Source organism: Vibrio vulnificus NBRC 15645 = ATCC 27562 (assembly GCF_002224265.1).
GTDB classification, from domain to species: Bacteria; Pseudomonadota; Gammaproteobacteria; order Enterobacterales; family Vibrionaceae; genus Vibrio; species Vibrio vulnificus.
In genome coordinates, this window is record NZ_CP012881.1 from 1,022,409 (window position 1) to 1,042,315 (window position 19,907).

The following is a 19,907-nucleotide window of genomic DNA, read 5'->3' on the forward strand; positions in this document are numbered from 1 at the left end:
CCAATGTTGCATATTTGTTAAACGCAAAGTGCATTTTTAAACAAGAATCTTGCCTAACTCTGGTTACTTTTCGTTGCATTCCTTAGTCACAAAATTGTAGGATACTTACACATAACCGTCATTTTTGTGAGCTTTATTACAAAATCAAATGCGGAATATGTCTGCGATAAGCCACTCCAACCTATATAAATCACTAAAAAGTGACCAATAAAACAGGCTTATCACCAAGGATTGTTTTTCCCACAAAATTTTTCCTGTGGGATACGGAAAGGACTCAAAATCAACCCCCTCTGGTTGATTGCGATTCAAAACTATAAAGGACAAGGGGCTCAACCCGAGAATGCGATCTCATCGTATTGGTGTTGCTGCGCCTTCTAGAACTGGAAGGAAGTATCTATGGTAGATAGAGAGCAAAGTTCGCAAGGGCTTTATACTCCTGAGCTAGAGCATGATGCCTGTGGTATCGGTTTTGTCGCTCATCTCAAAAACCGCAAATCCCATCAGGTTGTGACACAAGCTCTAGATATGCTAGCTCGCATGGAACACCGTGGTGGTCAAGGTTGCGATCCATGCAGTGGCGACGGTGCGGGTATTTTGCTGCAAAAGCCTCACGAATTTTTGTTAGAAGAAGCGGTCAAGCTTGGTATCAAGCTGCCTTCTTTTGAAAAATATGGTGTTGGTGTCGTTTTGTTCCCGAAAGACGAATACAAACGCGAACAATGCCGTGACATCCTAGAACGCAATGCAAAACGCCTTGATTTGGACATCATTGGCTATCGTGTCCTGCCAACCGACAATTCGATGATTGGCGCCGATCCGCTGAGCACAGAGCCTCAATTTGAGCATGTGTTCATTTCTGGCGGCCCAGGTACCTCACCTGAAGAACTTGAGCGCAAACTATATGTGCTGCGTAACTACACCGTACGCGTTTGCCTTGAGAGCGTTTCGAATATCGGGGATGACTTCTACATCAACTCGATGTCATACAAAACCTTGGTCTATAAAGGTCAGCTAACCACTGAGCAAGTACCTCAGTATTTCCAAGACCTACAAAACCCGACCATGGTCACCGCACTGGCTCTTGTGCACTCTCGTTTCTCTACCAATACTTTCCCGAAATGGCGCTTGGCTCAACCTTTCCGTTACATTGCGCACAACGGTGAAATCAACACGGTTCGCGGCAACCTTAACTGGATGAAAGCACGCGAAGCGATCTTAGACTCTAAGCTCTTCACGCAAGCTGAGATCGACATGCTATTGCCGATCTGTCAGGAAGGTGCTTCTGACTCTGCAAACTTTGACATGGTGTTGGAACTGCTGGTGCTTTCAGGCCGCAGCCTACCGCACGCGCTAATGATGATGATTCCTGAAGCGTGGCAAGAAAACAAAACCATGGATCCAAAACGCCGTGCCTTCTATCAATACCATGCCAACATCATGGAACCGTGGGATGGCCCTGCGTCTGTTTGCTTTACCGATGGTGTGCAAGTCGGTGCAACATTAGACCGTAACGGTCTGCGCCCTTCACGCTATACCGTAACCAAAGACAACATGCTGATCATGGCGTCTGAATCTGGTGTTGTGGAAATCCCGCCAGAAAACGTGGAATACCGTGGCCGTTTGCAGCCAGGGCGTATCTTCGTTGCCGATCTCGAGCAAGGCCGCATCATTTCCGATGAAGAAGTGAAAGATTCGATTGCCAACGCTCAGCCGTATGAACAGTGGGTAACGGATAATCTACTAAGCCTCAAATCACTGCCAGATGCCGATAACGTCCACAGCCAACCGTCACCAGAGCGTCTACTGCATCGCCAGCAAGCGTTTGGCATCAGCGCAGAAGAAGTGAATGAGATCATTCTGCCGCTGGCACAAACCGGCTATGAACCCCTTGGTTCGATGGGTGCTGACTGGCCAGTTGCGATCCTATCGCATCAATCTCAGCATTTAGCTAACTACTTTAAGCAGTTGTTTGCTCAGGTGACTAACCCGCCGATCGACCCGATCCGCGAGCGTATGGTGATGTCACTCAATACCTACATCGGTAAAGATCAGAACTTGCTGGCAGAATCACCGGTTCATTGCCGTAAAGTAGAACTTGAGTCTCCAGTGATCTCAAACGCTGAGCTCGAAAAACTGCGTGCTATCGACAACGAACACTTACAAGCAAAAACGTTAGACATCGTCTTCCAAGCCAACGAAGACGCTGGCAAACTGGAACGCGCACTCAAACGTATTTGTCAGTACGCGGAAGATGCTGTGATCGATGGTTACTCCATCATCCTACTGACTGACCGTGCCGTAAACTCTAACCACGCAGCGATTCCCGCGATGTTAGCAGTGGGAGCGGTTCACCATCACCTGATTCGTAAAGGGCTACGCGCCAAATGTGGCATCGTAGTGGAAACGGGTGATGCGCGCGAAACACACCATTTCGCCACGCTCGTGGGCTATGGCGCTAATGCTGTGAACCCTTATCTGGTCACTGAAACGATCGTTGATCTACAACGTCGTAAAAAGCTGGATGCCAACGTGTCGGTTGAAGAGTACTTCAACAACTATCGTAAAGGGGTGAACGGCGGCCTATTAAAGATCTTCTCGAAAATGGGTATTTCGACGCTGCAGTCCTACCACGGTGCGCAAATTTTTGAAGCCCTTGGTATCAGCAAAGCGGTGGTCGACAAATACTTCACCGGTACCGTTACGCGTATTCAAGGTTTGACCTTAGACGACATCGCCAAAGAAGTCTTAGTGCGTCATCGCGTAGGCTACCCAACTCGTGAAATCCCAATTCAAATGCTCGATGTGGGCGGCGTTTATCAGTGGAAACAACGTGGTGAAAAACACCTGTTTAACCCTGAAACCATTCACCTGCTGCAACACTCTACTCGCAACAAAGATTACGCAGAGTTCAAGAAATACGCGGCAGAAGTAGATCGCCAAGGTGACAACGCCGTTACCCTACGTAGCCAACTTGATTTCGTGAAAAATCCTACAGGTTCAATCCCAATCGATGAAGTAGAACCCGTAGAGAGCATCGTCAAACGTTTCGCCACCGGCGCAATGTCGTTTGGCTCTATCTCTTACGAGGCACACTCGACTCTAGCGGTCGCGATGAACCGCCTCGGCGCGAAATCGAACTCCGGTGAAGGTGGTGAAGATCCCATTCGCTTCTCACCAAATGAAAATGGCGACTCAGAGCGCTCTGCGATCAAACAGGTTGCTTCAGGCCGTTTTGGTGTTACCTCTTACTACCTCACTAACTCTGATGAAATTCAGATCAAGATGGCACAAGGGGCAAAACCGGGCGAAGGTGGTCAACTACCGGGTGACAAAGTCGATGATTGGATTGGTGCAACACGTCACTCCACTCCTGGGGTTGGTTTGATTTCACCACCGCCACACCATGATATCTACTCAATCGAAGATTTGGCTCAGTTGATCTACGACTTGAAAAACGCCAACCGTAAAGGCCGTGTCAACGTTAAGCTGGTTTCGGAAGCTGGCGTAGGGACAATTGCTTCTGGCGTGGCAAAAGCGAAAGCGGACGTGGTTCTGATTGCCGGTCACGATGGCGGTACCGGTGCATCACCGATTTCGTCGATTCGTCACACAGGTCTACCTTGGGAACTCGGTCTTGCAGAAACGCACCAGACGCTGCTGAAAAACGGCTTACGTAACCGTATCGTAGTGCAAGCCGATGGCCAGATGAAGACCCCTCGTGACATCGCAATCGCAACGCTATTAGGTGCTGAGGAATGGGGTGTCGCGACAGCTGCTCTCGTCGTTGAAGGCTGTATCATGATGCGTAAGTGCCATAAAAACACTTGCCCTGTTGGTATCGCAACTCAAAACAAAACGCTACGTGAGCGCTTTGATGGCCGCGTAGAAGACGTGGTGACCTTCTTCCTCTACATGGCGCAAGGTGTGCGTGAAATCATGGCCGAGCTTGGCTTCCGTACTGTGGATGAGATGGTGGGTCAGGCGCAAAAACTCAAAGTGCGCGACAACGTTTCTCATTGGAAATACAAGAATTTGGATCTTTCTCCTGTTCTCTTCCTAGAGCAGCCTCGCGAGCAAGATGGCATTTACTGTCAAACCAAACAAAACCACCAGCTAGAAGCGGTACTTGATCGTCAATTGATTCAAGTGGCGACACCAGCACTGGAAGACGGTTTAGCGGTAACCGCGGAATTCCCGATCATCAACACCGATCGCTCGGTAGGTACCATGCTGTCGAACGAAATTTCGAAAGTGTACAAAGACCAAGGTTTACCACAACCAATGAACGTCAAGTTCAAAGGTTCAGCTGGCCAATCCTTTGGCGCTTTCCTTGCGAAAGGCGTGAAATTTGAAGTGGAAGGCGATGCGAACGACTACTGGGGCAAAGGCCTCTCTGGCGGTACGCTGGTGCTCTACCCAGACAGCAACTCAACACTGGTGCCAGAAGACAACATCGTCGTGGGTAACGTTTGTTTCTACGGTGCAACATCCGGCGAATCTTACATTCGCGGCCTAGCGGGTGAGCGCTTCTGTGTTCGTAACTCCGGAGCCAAAGTCGTCGTTGAGGGCGTGGGTGACCACGGTTGTGAATACATGACCGGTGGTGTGGCGATTATCCTCGGTTCAACAGGTCGCAACTTTGCCGCGGGTATGAGTGGCGGCGTGGCCTACGTTTGGGACAAATCAGGTGACTTCAAGTCGAAACTGAATCCTGAACTGGTGGACCTCGATCCAATCGAACAAGAAGACAAAGATCTACTGCTGGATATGTTGAACAAACATGTTCAGTTCACAGGAAGTGAAGTAGCTCAGGCTTTCCTTGCCAATTTTGAAACCAGCTTGAAATCCTTGGTGAAAGTGATGCCACGAGATTACAAAGCGGTACTACAAAAACGCAAAGCAGAAGCAGAGCAACGTGAAGCGGAGGCAGTGTAATGGGTAAGCCGACTGGATTTTTAGAGTTTGGACGCGAGCTTCCAAAGAAGCTTGCACCAGCAGAGCGAATCAAAAACAACAAAGAGTTCGTACTCAACGCGGAGTTTGGTAAGAAAATCAATACCCAAGCGTCTCGTTGTATGGACTGTGGCGTGCCGTTTTGTCACAACGGCTGCCCAATTGGCAACATCATTCCGGAATTCAACGATGCGGTTTATCGCGATAGTTGGGAAGAAGCGTGGAACATTCTAAGTTCAACCAACAACTTCCCAGAGTTCACCGGACGAGTTTGCCCTGCGCCATGTGAAAGTGCTTGTGTATTGGGCATCAACCAAGACCCAATCACCATCTGTAACATTGAGAAAACCATTGTGGAAACGGCGTATCGTGAAGGGTACGCCAAACCTAAAACACCGCGTTCGCGTACAGGTAAGAAAGTCGCGATCATCGGTTCAGGCCCTGCAGGTTTAGCCGCTGCAGAGCAGCTCAATAGTGCGGGCCATTCGGTGACGGTTTTCGAGCGCGATGAGAAAGTCGGTGGTCTACTGCGTTTCGGTATCCCAGATTTCAAACTGGGCATGGACGTCATTGACCGCAAGATCAATCTCATGGCAGAAGCTGGAGTTGAGTTTAAAGTCAATCAACATGTTGGTGTGGATGTGAACGCACAGCAACTGCGTCAAGAGTTCGATGTTGTATTGCTGACAGGCGGTTCAACCGTGCCACGCGATCTTCCTGTCCCTGGCCGTGAGCTGAAAGGCGTTTACTTTGCGATGCAGTTCCTCGCGCAAAACAACCGTCGAGCGAATGAAATGGACCTCAAAGGTGAAGAAATTCATGCTGCGGGGAAACATGTCGTCGTGATCGGTGGTGGTGATACTGGTTCAGACTGTGTGGGCACTTCTAACCGTCATGGTGCAGCAAGCGTGACTCAAGTAGAAATCATGCCTGTACCACCAGAAAAGCGCCCTGCCAATATGCCTTGGCCGCAATACCCAATGATTCTTCGCACCTCAACTTCACACGAAGAAGGGGTTGATCGCCATTGGAATATTCTGACTAAAGAGTTCATCGGCAACGACAAAGGTGAGGTCACTGGTCTTCGTTTAGCGGATATTGTTTGGCAAGATGCACAGCCAGGCGAGCGCCCAAGCTTCAAAGAAGTTGAAGGCAGCGAGCGCGTGATTCCATGTGATATGGCTTTCTTGGCGATGGGCTTCTTACATCCAGAACCGCATGGTGTACTTGCTCAGCTGGATATCGCACTGGATGAGCGCGGCAACGTCGCAACCCAAGATTTCCAGACCAATCAGCAAGGCGTATTTGCCGCAGGTGATATGCGTACTGGTCAATCTTTGGTGGTGCGCTGTATCAATGAAGGTCGTGAATGTGCACGTGCGATCGACCAATACCTGATGGGCAATACCAATCTGGAAGCAAAAGCCGATTCACTCATGCTTTCTGCTTAATTGCCTACTCTTTACTCGGAGCGGTCAAGAAACCTATCCGAGTAAAGAAAGATAATCCAATCCTTCCAAACTTTTTCTTTTGACCAGCATTTTATGCTGGTCTTTTTTCCTCTCTAGACTTTATTTATGTTGCAAAATTGTAACAATAAAAAATCTATCTTTTTGAATTTAAACATCTTATTTAGACCATTACGTGGTAAATCGCATATTGACGTGATTATTCACTAACAACTTGACCTTTTTCACAATAACCTATACGTTGTGAATTCAGTGCAACATAAAGCCTTATTTATTGTTAAGAATTTAGAACGTTTTTATTGCATAAACATACAAATACGAATAATTAGAACGCATAGTTAGTCATACATACCAACATAAACTGTGTTGGTATTTCTGTCTGGAAGGCAGAGAAGCAAAGGGAGAATTGCAATGGCTCTTTATGATCCAAGTTTAGAGAAGGACAACTGTGGTTTTGGTCTTATCGCACACATGGAAGGTGAGCCAAGCCATAAGCTGGTCCGTACCGCGATTTCAGCACTTGATCGCATGACACACCGCGGTGGTATCGCTGCCGATGGAAAAACCGGTGACGGTTGTGGGCTATTACTTCAAAAACCCGACTCATATCTGCGCTTGATAGCCAAAGAAAAAGGCTTCAATTTAGCGAAACAATACGCCATCGGTATGATCTTCTTCAGTCAAGATCCCGTTAAGGCGCAAACCGCTCGCGATATCATCAACAAAGAACTTGCCAAAGAGACACTCACGGTCGCAGGTTGGCGCAAAGTACCAACCAATCCAGCGGTGCTTGGTCCCATTGCCGCGGATTCTTTACCTGATATTCAACAAGTGTTCATTTCCGCTCCCGCCGGTTGGCGTGAAAGAGACATAGAACGACGCTTGTATATTGCTCGCCGCCGTATTGAAAAACAGATCACAGACGACAGAGATTTCTACGTTTGTAGCTTATCAACACAAGTGATTGTCTATAAAGGCTTGTGTATGCCAGCGGATCTACCGCGTTTCTATCTAGATCTCGCGGATCTGCGGATGGAATCGGCTATCTGTTTGTTCCATCAACGTTTCTCAACCAACACTCAACCACGTTGGCCACTTGCTCAACCGTTCCGCTATTTAGCGCACAACGGTGAGATCAATACCATCGAAGGCAACCGCCAATGGGCTCGTGCTCGTGGCTATAAATTTGCATCGCCACTTCTGCCAGATCTGCAAAGCGCAGCACCATTTGTTAACGAAACGGGCTCGGACTCCTCCAGCTTAGACAATATGCTGGATCTGTTCCTTGCTGGTGGTATGGATATCTTCCGCGCCATGCGCATGTTAGTGCCGCCTGCGTGGCAAAACCACCCAGATATGGATCCCGACCTACGTGCCTTCTATGATTTCAACTCCAAACACATGGAACCTTGGGATGGCCCTGCTGGTATCGTACTTTCTGATGGGCGCTACGCCGCCTGTAACCTAGACCGCAACGGCCTGCGCCCTGCTCGTTATGTGATCACCAAAGACAAGTTGATCACGCTTGCCTCAGAAGTGGGTATTTGGGATTACGCACCGGATGAAGTGGCGGAGAAAGGTCGCGTTGGTCCGGGAGAACTGTTAGTCATTGACACGCGCAAGGGTAAATTATGGCAATCAAGCGAGATCGACAACGATCTTAAAAGCCGTCACCCTTACCGCGAATGGATGGACAACAACGTTCGCCGCCTCACTCCTTTTTCTGAACTACCCGAAGATCAAGTGGGTGAACGCAGCTTTGATAGTGACACACTAAAAACCTATCAAAAGCAGTTTGCGATGAGCAATGAAGAAGTCGATCAAGTGCTTCGCGTGTTGGGTGATATGGCGCAAGAAGCCGTTGGCTCTATGGGTGATGACACTCCGATGGCCGTCTTGTCTTCAAAAGAGCGACTCGTAACGGATTACTTCCGCCAGAAATTTGCTCAGGTCACCAACCCACCGATTGATCCATTGCGCGAACAGCACGTCATGTCTCTGGCCACCAGCATCGGCCAAGAGATGAACGTCTTTTGCGAAACAGACGGGCACGCTCACCGTGTGACATTCGGCTCTCCGGTACTGCTCTATTCCGATATGCAGCAACTACTTGAGCTGAGCGATGACCACTATCGCAACACCATTTTGGACATCAACTACGATCCAAGCGAAAAAGATCTCAAGCAGGCGATATTGGATCTCTGCGATCAAGCCGAACAAGTTGTGCGTGATGGCACGGTTTTGATTGTGCTTTCTGACCGTCCTTTAGTGGCAGGTAAACTGCCAATCCCAGCTGCTATGGCGGTAGGTGCGGTACAAACTCGCCTCGTTAACGCCAACTTGCGTTGCGATGCCAACATCGTGGTGGAAACAGCGACCGCGCGTGACCCTCATCAATTTGCCGTCTTACTCGGCTTTGGTGCAACCGCCGTCTACCCCTACCTTGCCTATGAAGTACTGGGGAAACTGATCGACGATGGCGCACTCGAGAAAAGCTACCGTGAGGTGATGCAAAACTATCAATACGGCATCAATAAAGGTCTGTATAAGATCATGTCGAAGATGGGCATCTCCACTGTTGCTTCTTACCGCTGTTCTCAACTTTTTGAAGCGGTTGGTTTGAGCCGTGATGTGGTGGAGTTGTGCTTTAAAGGCGTGACAACCCGCATTGAAGGCGCTGGGTTTACGGACTTCCAACAAGATCTCTTTAACCTCTCTCGCAAGGCATGGGCAAAACGTAAGTCGATCGAACATGGCGGCTTACTCAAATACGTACACGGTGGTGAGTACCACGCCTACAACCCTGATGTTGTTGGCACGTTGCAAAAAGCGGTGAAATCGGGGGAAATCGGTGATTATCAGCAATTCGCTCAACAAGTGAATCAACGCCCTGTCGCCATGCTGCGCGATTTAATGCAACTGAAAAAAGCGGACCAACCACTCGCGTTAGAAAAAATTGAACCTAGTACCGAATTGTTTAAGCGCTTTGATTCAGCAGCCATGTCGATTGGTGCATTAAGCCCTGAGGCACATGAAGCGTTGGCAACCGCCATGAACCGTTTGGGCGGTTACTCCAACTCAGGCGAAGGGGGCGAAGATCCACGTCGCTTTGGTACTGAGCGCAACTCGCGTATTAAGCAAATTGCCTCTGGCCGTTTTGGCGTCACGCCACACTACCTCACCAACGCTGATGTATTGCAAATCAAAGTCGCGCAAGGCGCGAAGCCAGGCGAAGGCGGTCAGTTACCTGGCCACAAAGTCACTGCCGAGATTGCCAAGCTGCGTTATTCCGTGCAAGGCGTGACACTTATCTCGCCACCACCGCATCACGACATCTATTCGATTGAAGACTTAGCGCAATTGATTTTTGACTTGAAACAGGTCAACCCGAAAGCACTGGTTTCCGTCAAATTGGTGTCTGAACCAGGTGTCGGCACCATCGCCACCGGCGTTGCCAAAGCCTATGCCGATCTCATCACCATCTCTGGCTATGATGGTGGTACTGCTGCCAGCCCGCTGACCTCAGTAAAATACGCCGGCAGTCCATGGGAACTGGGCCTAGCCGAAACGCAGCAAGCCCTAGTGGCCAATGGCCTGCGTCACAAAATCCGCCTTCAAGTGGATGGTGGGTTGAAAACGGGCTTGGATGTGGTGAAAGGGGCAATTCTAGGCGCTGAGAGCTTTGGCTTTGGTACGGCTCCAATGGTGGCAATGGGTTGTAAGTTCCTGCGTATCTGCCACCTCAACAACTGCGCGACTGGTGTAGCAACACAAGACGAAACTCTGCGTAAAGAGTACTTCAAAGGCTTGCCAGAAATGGTGATGAACTATTTCATCGGCTTAGCTGATGAAGTGCGAGGCTTGCTTGCTGAACTGGGCGTTGAAAAGCTCACCGACTTGATTGGCCGCACCGATCTGCTCGAAGTGGTGCAAGGCATGACCGCCAAGCAGTCCAAGCTTGATCTGTCAGGCATTCTTGAAGCGCCTGTGTCACCGCAGAATCTACCTCTGTTCTGGACAGAACCCAATGCCCCGTTTGATAAAGCAGTGCTAAACCAAAAGATCATTGAAGATGCGCTTGATGCGGTTGAGAACCGTCAATCTGCCAGCTTCTTCTATAACGTGATCAATACCGATCGTTCGATTGGCGCACGCCTTTCCGGTGAAATCGCCAAGCGTTATGGCAACCAAGGCATGGCTGCATCGCCCATTAAACTCTACCTCGATGGTACCGCTGGTCAATCTTTTGGCGTGTGGAACGCGGGTGGCGTTGAGCTTTATCTCACTGGTGATGCCAATGACTACGTCGGCAAAGGCATGGCGGGCGGTAAAATTGTCATCAAACCGCACTTAGGCACAGCCTTCCGTTGTAACGATGCGACCATTATCGGCAACACCTGTCTCTATGGCGCAACAGGCGGAAAACTGTTTGCCGCAGGTAAAGCGGGTGAACGCTTTGGTGTTCGTAACTCTGGCACCATCACCGTGATTGAAGGCGCGGGCGACAACGCTTGTGAATACATGACCGGCGGCATCGTGGCCATTCTTGGTGCGACTGGGGTTAACTTCGGCGCAGGGATGACGGGGGGCTTTGCTTACGTTCTGGATGAGAATGAAGATTTCCAAGGCCGTGTTAACAGTGAATCGGTTGAAGCGATTTCGCTTTCTGATCTTTATATCCACCAAGAACATCTTCGCGGTTTGATCGCCGAACATCTTGAAGAGACCGGCTCCGTTCACGCCGAAGATATTCTGGCCAACTTTGACGCATGGATACCGAAGTTCTACTTGGTGAAACCGAAAGCAGCGGATCTTAACACCCTGCTTGGCCACCAAAGCCGTAGTGCGGCAGAACTTCGCGTCCAGGCCCAGTAATTCAAGGAGGATATGAACATGAGCCAGAATGTATACCAGTTTATCGATGTTCAACGTGTCGATCCTGCTAAGAAGCCGCTGCAGATTCGCAAGATCGAGTTCGTCGAAATCTACGAACCCTTTACCAAACAGCAAGCGACCGCTCAGGCGGATCGCTGTTTAGATTGTGGTAACCCGTATTGTGAGTGGAAGTGCCCAGTACACAACTACATCCCTCAGTGGCTAAAACTGGCCAATGAAGGACGGATTTTGGAAGCGGTAGAGCTTTCGCATCAGACCAACAGCTTGCCGGAAGTGTGTGGCCGAGTTTGCCCTCAAGATCGCCTATGTGAAGGCTCTTGCACATTAAATGACGACTTTGGCGCCGTCACCATCGGCAATATTGAAAAATACATCACCGACAAAGCCTTTGAGATGGGCTGGAAGCCAGACATGTCCAAAGTCGAATGGACAGATAAGAAAGTGGCTATCATTGGCGCGGGCCCTGCTGGTCTCGCGGCTGCAGATATTTTGGTGCGCAATGGGGTCAAACCCGTTGTTTTCGACCGCCACCCAGAGATCGGCGGGCTACTGACGTTTGGTATTCCCTCTTTCAAATTGGAAAAAGGGGTGATGGAAAACCGCCGCCGCATTTTCAGCGAAATGGGTGTTGAGTTCCGTATGAACGTCGAAGTCGGTAAAGATGTACAGATGCAAGAACTGCTGGAAGAGTATGATGCCGTGTTCCTTGGCGTCGGCACCTACAAATACATGCGTGCTGGTTTGGAGAATGAGGATGCCTCCGGCGTGTATGACGCCCTGCCTTTTTTGATTTCCAACACTTACAAAGTAATGGGCCTTGAACACGACCAGCCTTTCATCGATATGGCGGGCAAAAATGTTGTCGTGCTCGGCGGTGGTGATACCGCGATGGACTGTGTTCGCACTTCTATCCGCCAAGGTGCTGCCAATGTCGTTTGTGCCTATCGTCGCGATGAAGAAAACATGCCAGGTTCACGTCGTGAAGTGAAAAACGCCAAAGAGGAAGGGGTGAACTTTATGTTTAACCTGCAACCTCTGTCGATTGAAGTGGACACTCGCGGACAAGTGACGGGCGTGAAAGTGGTTCAGACTGCGTTAGGTGAGCCCGATGAGGCAGGCCGCCGTCGCCCAGAACCCGTGGCAGGCAGTGAGCATGTGTTACCAGCCGATGTGGTGATCATGGCCTTTGGCTTCCAACCCCATCAAATGAATTGGTTGGAACCCTATGGGGTTGAACTCGATCAATGGGGTCGCATCAAAGCAGCCGCGAAACAGACTTACCAATTCCAAACCAGCAATGAGAAGATTTTTGCCGGTGGCGATGCGGTGCGCGGTTCCGATTTGGTGGTAACAGCCATTGATGAAGGCCGTAAAGCCGCGGAAGGCATATTAGATTATCTCGAACTCTAATATCTATCGGTGTGTTATGAGAGGTTGGTGAGCGATCACCAACCTTTTTTCTTTTAGACTTAATGTTTAGGATCTGCGGATAACGCCCTTTTGGGAACAGTAGGTGTACAGGATGAAAAAACTCATTTTAACGATTTGCGCCACCTTAGCCCTGACCGCTTGCAGCAATGGAGCTTACACAATGACCGATCGAACTTCTCAGCCTTGTGGCAATAAACCCAACTGTGTGTCGACACAAGATGAGCGCGCGAGTTTCCAACTCGAACCTTTTAAGCTCACATCCAACGCCACCTTAGATCAAATAGAGCAAGTTGCCCTTGAACTTCCAGGGGCAAAAGTGGCGGATAAAACGGAACACTACTTAAGAGTAGAATGCACCTCACGACTGTTTCGCTTTGTTGATGATCTTGAACTCAAAATCGTCGATGGCCAATTGCTCGTCCGTTCAGAGTCTCGCATTGGTTACTCCGATCTTGGCGTCAATCGCAAGCGTGCTGAGCAATTAAGAAGCTTGCTGACTGAGGCGGGTTTCATTAAGTAAAGGCAAAGGGTAAACAACAAGCGAAAGTACTTATTGTGACAGAGCTTTGCTATACTCTCGCCAATTCTATGTTTGTTTAAAAATTAAGAGATTGATATGAAAGTCGGTATTATCGGTGCCATGCAACAAGAAGTGGCCATCCTTAAAGAAGCAATGACCAACGCACAAACCGTAAATAAAGCAGGTTGCACCTTCTATTCAGGTCAAATCAATGGCGTAGAGGTTGTGCTACTGCAATCCGGCATTGGTAAAGTTGCTGCCGCGATTGGCACCACTATCCTTCTCGATGAATATCAGCCAGATATGGTGCTCAACACCGGTTCTGCAGGTGGCTTTGATTCTAGCCTTAACCTTGGTGATGTGGTCATTTCGACTGAAGTCCGTCATCACGATGCTGACGTGACCGCATTTGGTTACGAAATGGGCCAAATGGCAGGTCAACCAGCCGCTTTCCTCGCTGATGAAAAATTGATGAACTTGGCTGAAAAAGCGTTAGAGCAAATGGATGGACAACACGCGGTTCGTGGTCTCATCTGTACTGGTGATGCATTCGTTTGTACCGCTGAGCGTCAAGCCTTTATCCGTCAACACTTCCCATCCGTGATTGCGGTTGAAATGGAAGCGTCTGCCATTGCACAAACTTGTCACCAGTTCAAAGTGCCGTTTGTTGTCGTGCGTGCAATTTCAGATGTGGCTGACAAAGAATCACCAATGAGCTTTGAAGAGTTCTTACCTTTGGCAGCCAAGAGCTCGTCAGAAATGGTCTTCAAAATGTTGGAACTGCTGAAGTAATAGCCATACCTATGACAGAGCTGTTTGATCAACTCTATGCCAACGGCGCGCTCCTCATTCTATGGGGAGCGTTACTGTTCCATCTTATTCTCCCGATTCCACGCTCCTCGCATCCCGTCACACTCTGGCACAAATTTGCCGAACTGTTGGCAGACAAAGTCAATACCCAGCAAAGCTATCAACAGAGCCTCATCTCAGGCAATTTGGCGTTATTGTTGATGCTGTTTCCTTGTTTAGCGGTCCTGTTTGCTTTAAAACCTTTGGTTTGGCAACCGCAGCTATTTGAACTTGCGTTGCTGCTGTTGGCGCTAGATTGGCGCAGTAACGAGAGCCTTGCCAAAGCGCTGATTCACGCCATGGCCAATGAAGATAAACCTGCAGCAAGAAGCCTATTGTCCCCCTACCTCAATCGAGAAACCACCACCCTCTCCCAACTTGGTATCGGCAAAGCCGCTGCAGAAACCTTGATTATGGGATATGGGAGAAATGTCGTTGGCGTTCTCTTTTGGTTTGCGCTTTCAGGTGGCATTGGGGCATTGATGTATCGCCTCACTGTTGAACTAGCAAGAGCCTGGTCACCAAGTCGCACCAACTATGCGCCATTTGGTGTGGCCGCCGTGCGACTCGCCGCAGTACTGGATTTTATTCCGCTGCGTTTATTTGCCCTAATGATCCTGCTTGGTAAACACGCGGGTCAAACGTGGCAAGGCATTCGTCAACAAGCCGCATCTTGGCCGTTGCCCGGTCCAGCTTGGTTACTGTGTGCTGTGGGCAACAAGCTGCAACTCTCTTTGGGTGGGCCAGCCATTTATCAAGGCAAAAGAGCCGAGAGAGCCAAAATTGGTGGACGTATTGCGCCTTCAGCACTTCACATAGACCAACTGCAACACCTACTCGCACGCCGAATTCTTATCTGGATTCTCCTGCAAAGCCTACTATTCGGACTGATTTATCAAGGAATCTGATGAAATACTTCTCTCCTCTTTTTCTCCTCGTCGCGACCACCAGTCAAGCTGCACCAATCGAGCGAGTGATTAGCCTGGCACCACACGCCACCGAGATCGCCTACGCAGCAGGGCTTGGAGATAAACTGATTGCCGTTAGCGAGATGAGCGATTACCCAGAGGCCGCAAAAACGTTAGAGAAAGTCTCCAACTACAAAGGGATTAACTTAGAGAAAATCATCACCTTAAAACCGGATTTGATCATCGCTTGGCCGGCGGGTAACCCTGCAAAAGAGCTAGAAAAACTCGAACAGTTTGGCTTTAAGATCTACTACTCACAAACCAAAACTTTGCAAGATATCGGCGATAACATCGAGCAACTCAGCCAATACAGTGACGATCCGACAATCGGCCTAAACAATGCTCGAGAGTACAGAACTCGTCTCGAAGCGCTAAAAACACTGTACCAAGCTCTGCCTAAAACACGCTACTTCTACCAACTTAGCGACACGCCGATCATCACCGTTGCGGGGCAAAACTGGCCGACAGAGGTCTTTCGCTTTTGTGGCGGCGAGAATGTGTTTGATGGCGCATCGGCACCGTATCCTCAAGTCAGTATTGAGCAGGTAATTCTAAAGAAACCCCAAGCCATGTTTGTTTCTCCTCACGCGATTCAAAATAACGGCATGTGGAGCCCTTGGGTTGAGGAGATTCCAGCGTTAAAAAATCGCCATTTTTGGCAGCTCAATGCAGATTGGTTAAACCGACCAACGCCTCGTACCTTACTGGCGATTGAACAAGTCTGTGAGCACTTTGCCAGCATCGAGCAAAAACGCTAACGTTTGGCTGGAAAATTTCGTACAATTTGCCCCCATTTTCTGTTCCCTCACATTTTAAGGCATTAAGTAACATGGACTCCATGCTGCTGTATTTAATCGATTTATTTGGCACCGCAATCTTTGCTGTTTCCGGCGTTCTCTTAGCCGGTCGGTTAAAGATGGATCCTTTTGGTGTTGTCGTCTTAGGTAGCGTAACCGCCATTGGTGGCGGCACCATTCGCGATATGGCCTTAGGCGCAACCCCCGTCTTTTGGATCAAAGACACTACCTATCTTTGGGTCATCATCATTACTTGCGTACTAACCATGTTAGTGGTTCGTCGCCCTAAGCGACTCTCTTGGTGGATACTGCCTGTCTGCGATGCCATTGGCTTGGCGGTATTTGTTGGGATCGGCGTCGAGAAAGCCCTCGCCTATCAAGATTCAGCAATGGTCGCGGTGATCATGGGCGTCATTACTGGCTGTGGTGGCGGTATTATTCGCGATGTGTTGGCGCGTGAAATTCCAATGGTGTTGCGAAGTGAAGTGTATGCGACTGCCTGTCTTGTTGGTGGGATATTCCACACCTCTGCCCTAAGCCTTGGCTATGATCACTCGACAGCCTTATTGGCAGGAGTGTTTTCGACCTTGCTCATCCGCTTGGGTGCCATTCGCTGGCATTTATCATTGCCTACATTTGCACTAAACAAATAATCTGTGTTGGCCGAACGCTCACATCGGCCAACTTCACAACCCATCATCTTTTCACTTGGCAGCCGACTTACCTCTGGTTAAAGTGACCCATCCATTCCCATTTATCATAGATCATCATGCTGCTTGAAGGCATTGAAACGTTATTGGTTCTGCATAAAGAAAAGACCATGAGTCGCACCGGCAGTCAGCTCTATATTAGTCAATCTGCTGTCAGTAAACGCATTGCGAATCTTGAGAAAAAGCTTGGAAAGAAACTGATTGAACCTGACGGACGCCATATTCGTTTAACCGCTGACGCTCAAGCCTTAATAAAGAGCATTGAACCGAGTTTTAATGAGCTGCGCGGGCAGATCTACGATCAGCAACTTATCGAAGATAATGCATTGATTAAAATCGATTGTTCAGAGACGCTACTGGCTGGCTATTTGAACAATGCGATGGAAGCGTTGTACCAGCAGGATCGTCACCTTTCCTTGACCACCAACCACACACCTAGGATTGTGGAACACGTCCAGTCAGGCAAAGCCACACTCGGATTTTGTGCCGGCTATTTGCCGCCAAATCATGGATTGATGACTTTCCACCTTTTTGATGAGTCTTTTAGCATTATTAGTAAGTACCCACTTACTGAACTACCAAAAGCAATCATAACCAATGACCTCAACAATCCCGCCAATACCTATCAACTGGCTGCATTGTCAGCGGTGGGTGTGACGCCCTTGATGCAAATGGACTCTTACACCGCTTCAGCCCAGCTCGCCGTGGGGGGAATGGCGCCAGCCCTAGTGCCAAAGTCAGTGATTAATGCGTTACGCATAGATCCACAGTATTGCTATCACTTTGACGAGCTTAGCCATCTTACTCGCCCGGTGACGATATGCTGCCGAGCCAAAAGCCATCAAAACAGCCGAGTTAAAACAGTGATAACAACCATTGCTGATGCTGTTGCCAAAGCAGTTTAGAGGCCATTGCCATCGACATCACAATGACCAGAGGACGGATCCATTTGTGTCCTTTGGTCACCACCACTTTTGCCCCTAAGCGTGCACCAATAAAGCCCCCCACTGCCATCACTAAGCCCACTTTCCAGACTGGCAATCCCGCCAGCACAAAAAACAGTAATGCCGCGATGTTAGAGGTAAAATTGAGCACTTTGGTTCGCGCAGTGGCTTCAACGAGGGAAAACTGTCCAAGCACGACAAAACAAACGGTAAAGATCGATCCCGTTCCTGGGCCAAAAAAACCATCATAGAAACCAACACCACCACCGACCGACAGTGCAAACATCGCCTCCGATAACTTTGGCTGTCCCCCAGTATTGCGGGTGGGTGGCGCGAGTAAAAAATAGAGAGAAATCGCTATTAGCAGCACGGGAATCAAGCTGGTTAGCACGCTGGCATCAATCACTTGAACAAGCTCTGCACCGATAGCCGCACCGATAAAGGTACATGCGATGGCGACTTTCATCTCTTTTAAACTGACGATGCCATTACGGACAAAATATAAGCTGGCTGAGAAACTGCCGAATGAGCTTTGCAACTTATTGGTCGCCAATGCTTGTGTTGGGCTCAACCCTGAAGCCAACAACGCAGGAAGAGTGAGCAGCCCACCACCACCTGCCATGGCATCAATAAAACCCGCCACAGAAGCAACAAAGAATAGTGCTGCCAACATCTCAATCGTTATGTCCAATTCAAGCATCCTTTTCAAAGAGGAAGAGTAAAGAACAAGACGGTAACATCAAAATTAACGAGGTAAAAAGGAAACCCAAGACAGCAATCCATTCCTAAAATTCATCAATCAGACAATGAAAGACATAATGCATCAAACATATCAGTTACATTTCCAATTGAGATCGCTCTCAAGCGCATTTAAATTTTTTGAAGGTAACGAAAAATGCGGGCTTAATCCTATCAACTAAAACACATCGAAATCAAAATCATGGAAGCTTTGAGGATTCGCCCATCAATAAAAGAGCAGCAATTACGCGCTCGCATCGAGCAAACAGTTAACTTAAAACAACTGTTCAAAGTTATCGACTCTAGGCCAGAAACTTCGGGTGCTGGAGTTATATATATCGCTGGTGATTCAACATTAATCTCTCTTCGAAAGTTCAACTCAAGTTGTCGCGTTAATCCTATTAACATTGTTTTAAAAGAGCCGACATATCCTATGTCGGCTGATAGCTACGCCAAAGAACTTAAGTCTTCGAATAGAGAGTCTAAAATGGCTTCTGAACTTATTGGAGCCAGCCTAAGTTGTGCCTCAGCAGTTTTAGGTTGGGTGGTGGTAGTTGGTAGTGTTGGTGCGGTACCAATCTCTGGAGGCACAAGTGCTGCCGTTACTTATTTGGGATACGGCGCCGCAGTAGCCTCGACACTCCAATGTATGGTAGGCATAGGTAGAAGTGGAGCTGAGCACTTTTCCCCTGATAACCTCGATGAGCTCGACTCACAGGCTTGGTATCTAAATACGTCTAAAGCCCTAGATTACATATCTCTCGTAGGTGTTGGAGCATCCGGGACAGCCACAATAAAAGCCATAAGCAATCTACAAAAGAGCTCAGGAAAGAGCTTAAATGAAGTGTTAAAGGGCTTAAATCGGCACGAACGAGTAAGGCTCACTAAAGAAATTTCAAAGCAAAACATCCCAAACTTATCATCAAAAGCCTATAAACAACTAGTACGTTCAGGGAGCGTTAAACGAAGATATTCTTCACAAGAAATCAGTAATGCAGTCCGACTTCAACTAAAAGATGCCATAGGTGCAACTATCAGTTTCGTTGGCAGCGCAACTTCCGGTAACGTTGGGGCTATTGCTGTGGGTATCTACGAGGAGCTTTCCGTTGAGTAGTAAGGAAAAAGAAGTATTCGTTCTATCCTCTAAAAGCATTGTCACAGCTTTAAGTACGATAATGCTTTTAACAATAGGGTGTGGGCTAAACATATTCCTTCTGGATCAAATCATCGATATTTCGACTACCTACGGCCCATTCTACTTATGGGTGGTAATGATGGGACTTGGCGCTCTTTTGGTAACGATTCCATATGGGATGATCATTATCCATGGTTTTAAGCACCTAAATCCAATCAATATTTTTAATGCCACGATACAGATTTTCATCGTGGCATGTTTTGGTATTTCAGAATCAAAAATAGGAGATCTGTTCTGGGCAATAGCTTTCGCTCTCCCTGTTAGCGCCATTTATTTAATGAGCACACCGTCCTACAAAAGCTTCATAAGCTTCTACCATGAGCTAGCTCTAAGTCGTAGAGCTCATCGACGACAAGTTAAAGATCTCAAGTAAGTAGAACCACTAACTTAATTTAAACAAAAAAAGCCCGCTCAAATGAGCGGGCAATGAGGTTGTC

The 19,907-nt window shown here is 48.5% G+C and carries 13 protein-coding genes; 12 read left to right on the forward strand and 1 reads right to left on the reverse strand.

Translation table 11 applies throughout. From position 1 onward, the window contains the following. Window positions 1-396 precede the first annotated feature (396 nt). From gltB (AOT11_RS04640) to AOT11_RS04685, 10 genes are all read left to right on the forward strand, one after another. A complete protein-coding gene (gene gltB, locus AOT11_RS04640; RefSeq protein ID WP_017421321.1) occupies window positions 397-4,935 on the forward strand; it encodes a glutamate synthase large subunit in 4,539 nt (1,512 codons plus the stop codon). Continuing rightward, window positions 4,935-6,404: a glutamate synthase subunit beta gene (locus AOT11_RS04645; RefSeq protein ID WP_017421320.1), complete on the forward strand. Its 1,470-nt coding sequence runs from the start codon at window positions 4,935-4,937 to the stop codon at window positions 6,402-6,404. Before gltB (AOT11_RS04640) ends, AOT11_RS04645 begins: the two co-directional genes overlap by 1 nt. A gap of 429 nt (window positions 6,405-6,833) precedes the next feature. Next, on the forward strand, window positions 6,834-11,297 hold the full coding sequence (gene gltB, locus AOT11_RS04650; RefSeq protein ID WP_026050488.1) for a glutamate synthase large subunit: 4,464 nt from the start codon (window positions 6,834-6,836) through the stop codon (window positions 11,295-11,297). Between the two features lie 18 nt (window positions 11,298-11,315). Then, the gene (locus AOT11_RS04655; RefSeq protein WP_026050487.1) at window positions 11,316-12,728 is read left to right on the forward strand and encodes an FAD-dependent oxidoreductase; all 1,413 of its coding nucleotides are present in this window, start codon (window positions 11,316-11,318) and stop codon (window positions 12,726-12,728) included. 112 nt (window positions 12,729-12,840) lie between these two features. Then, window positions 12,841-13,269 (forward strand): DUF1499 domain-containing protein, encoded by a 429-nt coding sequence (locus AOT11_RS04660; RefSeq protein ID WP_017421317.1) that lies wholly within the window; start codon window positions 12,841-12,843, stop codon window positions 13,267-13,269. A gap of 96 nt (window positions 13,270-13,365) precedes the next feature. Continuing rightward, entirely contained in the window at window positions 13,366-14,061 is a 696-nt protein-coding gene (gene mtnN / locus AOT11_RS04665; RefSeq protein WP_011149517.1) for a 5'-methylthioadenosine/S-adenosylhomocysteine nucleosidase, read from the forward strand. Window positions 14,062-14,072: 11 nt separating this feature from the next. Then, window positions 14,073-15,026, forward strand: a complete 954-nt coding sequence (locus AOT11_RS04670; RefSeq protein ID WP_017421316.1) for a cobalamin biosynthesis family protein — start codon at window positions 14,073-14,075, stop codon at window positions 15,024-15,026. Beyond that, a complete protein-coding gene (gene btuF, locus AOT11_RS04675) occupies window positions 15,023-15,844 on the forward strand; it encodes a vitamin B12 ABC transporter substrate-binding protein BtuF (protein ID WP_026050486.1) in 822 nt (273 codons plus the stop codon). Before AOT11_RS04670 ends, btuF begins: the two co-directional genes overlap by 4 nt. Window positions 15,845-15,915: 71 nt before the next feature. Beyond that, window positions 15,916-16,536, forward strand: a complete 621-nt coding sequence (locus AOT11_RS04680) for a TRIC cation channel family protein (protein ID WP_026050485.1) — start codon at window positions 15,916-15,918, stop codon at window positions 16,534-16,536. 116 nt (window positions 16,537-16,652) lie between these two features. Continuing rightward, window positions 16,653-17,498 carry a LysR family transcriptional regulator gene (locus AOT11_RS04685; protein WP_017421313.1) on the forward strand — a complete coding sequence of 282 codons (846 nt, stop codon included), beginning with the start codon at window positions 16,653-16,655 and terminating at the stop codon, window positions 17,496-17,498. On the opposite strand, the gene AOT11_RS04690 is transcribed toward AOT11_RS04685, so the two are convergent. Then, the gene (locus AOT11_RS04690; RefSeq protein ID WP_013572421.1) at window positions 17,449-18,228 is read right to left on the reverse strand and encodes a TSUP family transporter; all 780 of its coding nucleotides are present in this window, start codon (window positions 18,226-18,228) and stop codon (window positions 17,449-17,451) included. The genes AOT11_RS04685 and AOT11_RS04690 overlap by 50 nt on opposite strands. A 249-nt stretch (window positions 18,229-18,477) precedes the next feature. Between AOT11_RS04690 and AOT11_RS04695 the strand changes: the two genes are divergently transcribed. Then, window positions 18,478-19,389, forward strand: coding sequence for a hypothetical protein (locus tag AOT11_RS04695; RefSeq protein WP_017421312.1), 912 nt, complete (start codon window positions 18,478-18,480; stop codon window positions 19,387-19,389). Beyond that, window positions 19,382-19,843, forward strand: coding sequence for a hypothetical protein (locus AOT11_RS04700; RefSeq protein WP_017421311.1), 462 nt, complete (start codon window positions 19,382-19,384; stop codon window positions 19,841-19,843). Before AOT11_RS04695 ends, AOT11_RS04700 begins: the two co-directional genes overlap by 8 nt. Window positions 19,844-19,907 lie beyond the last annotated feature (64 nt).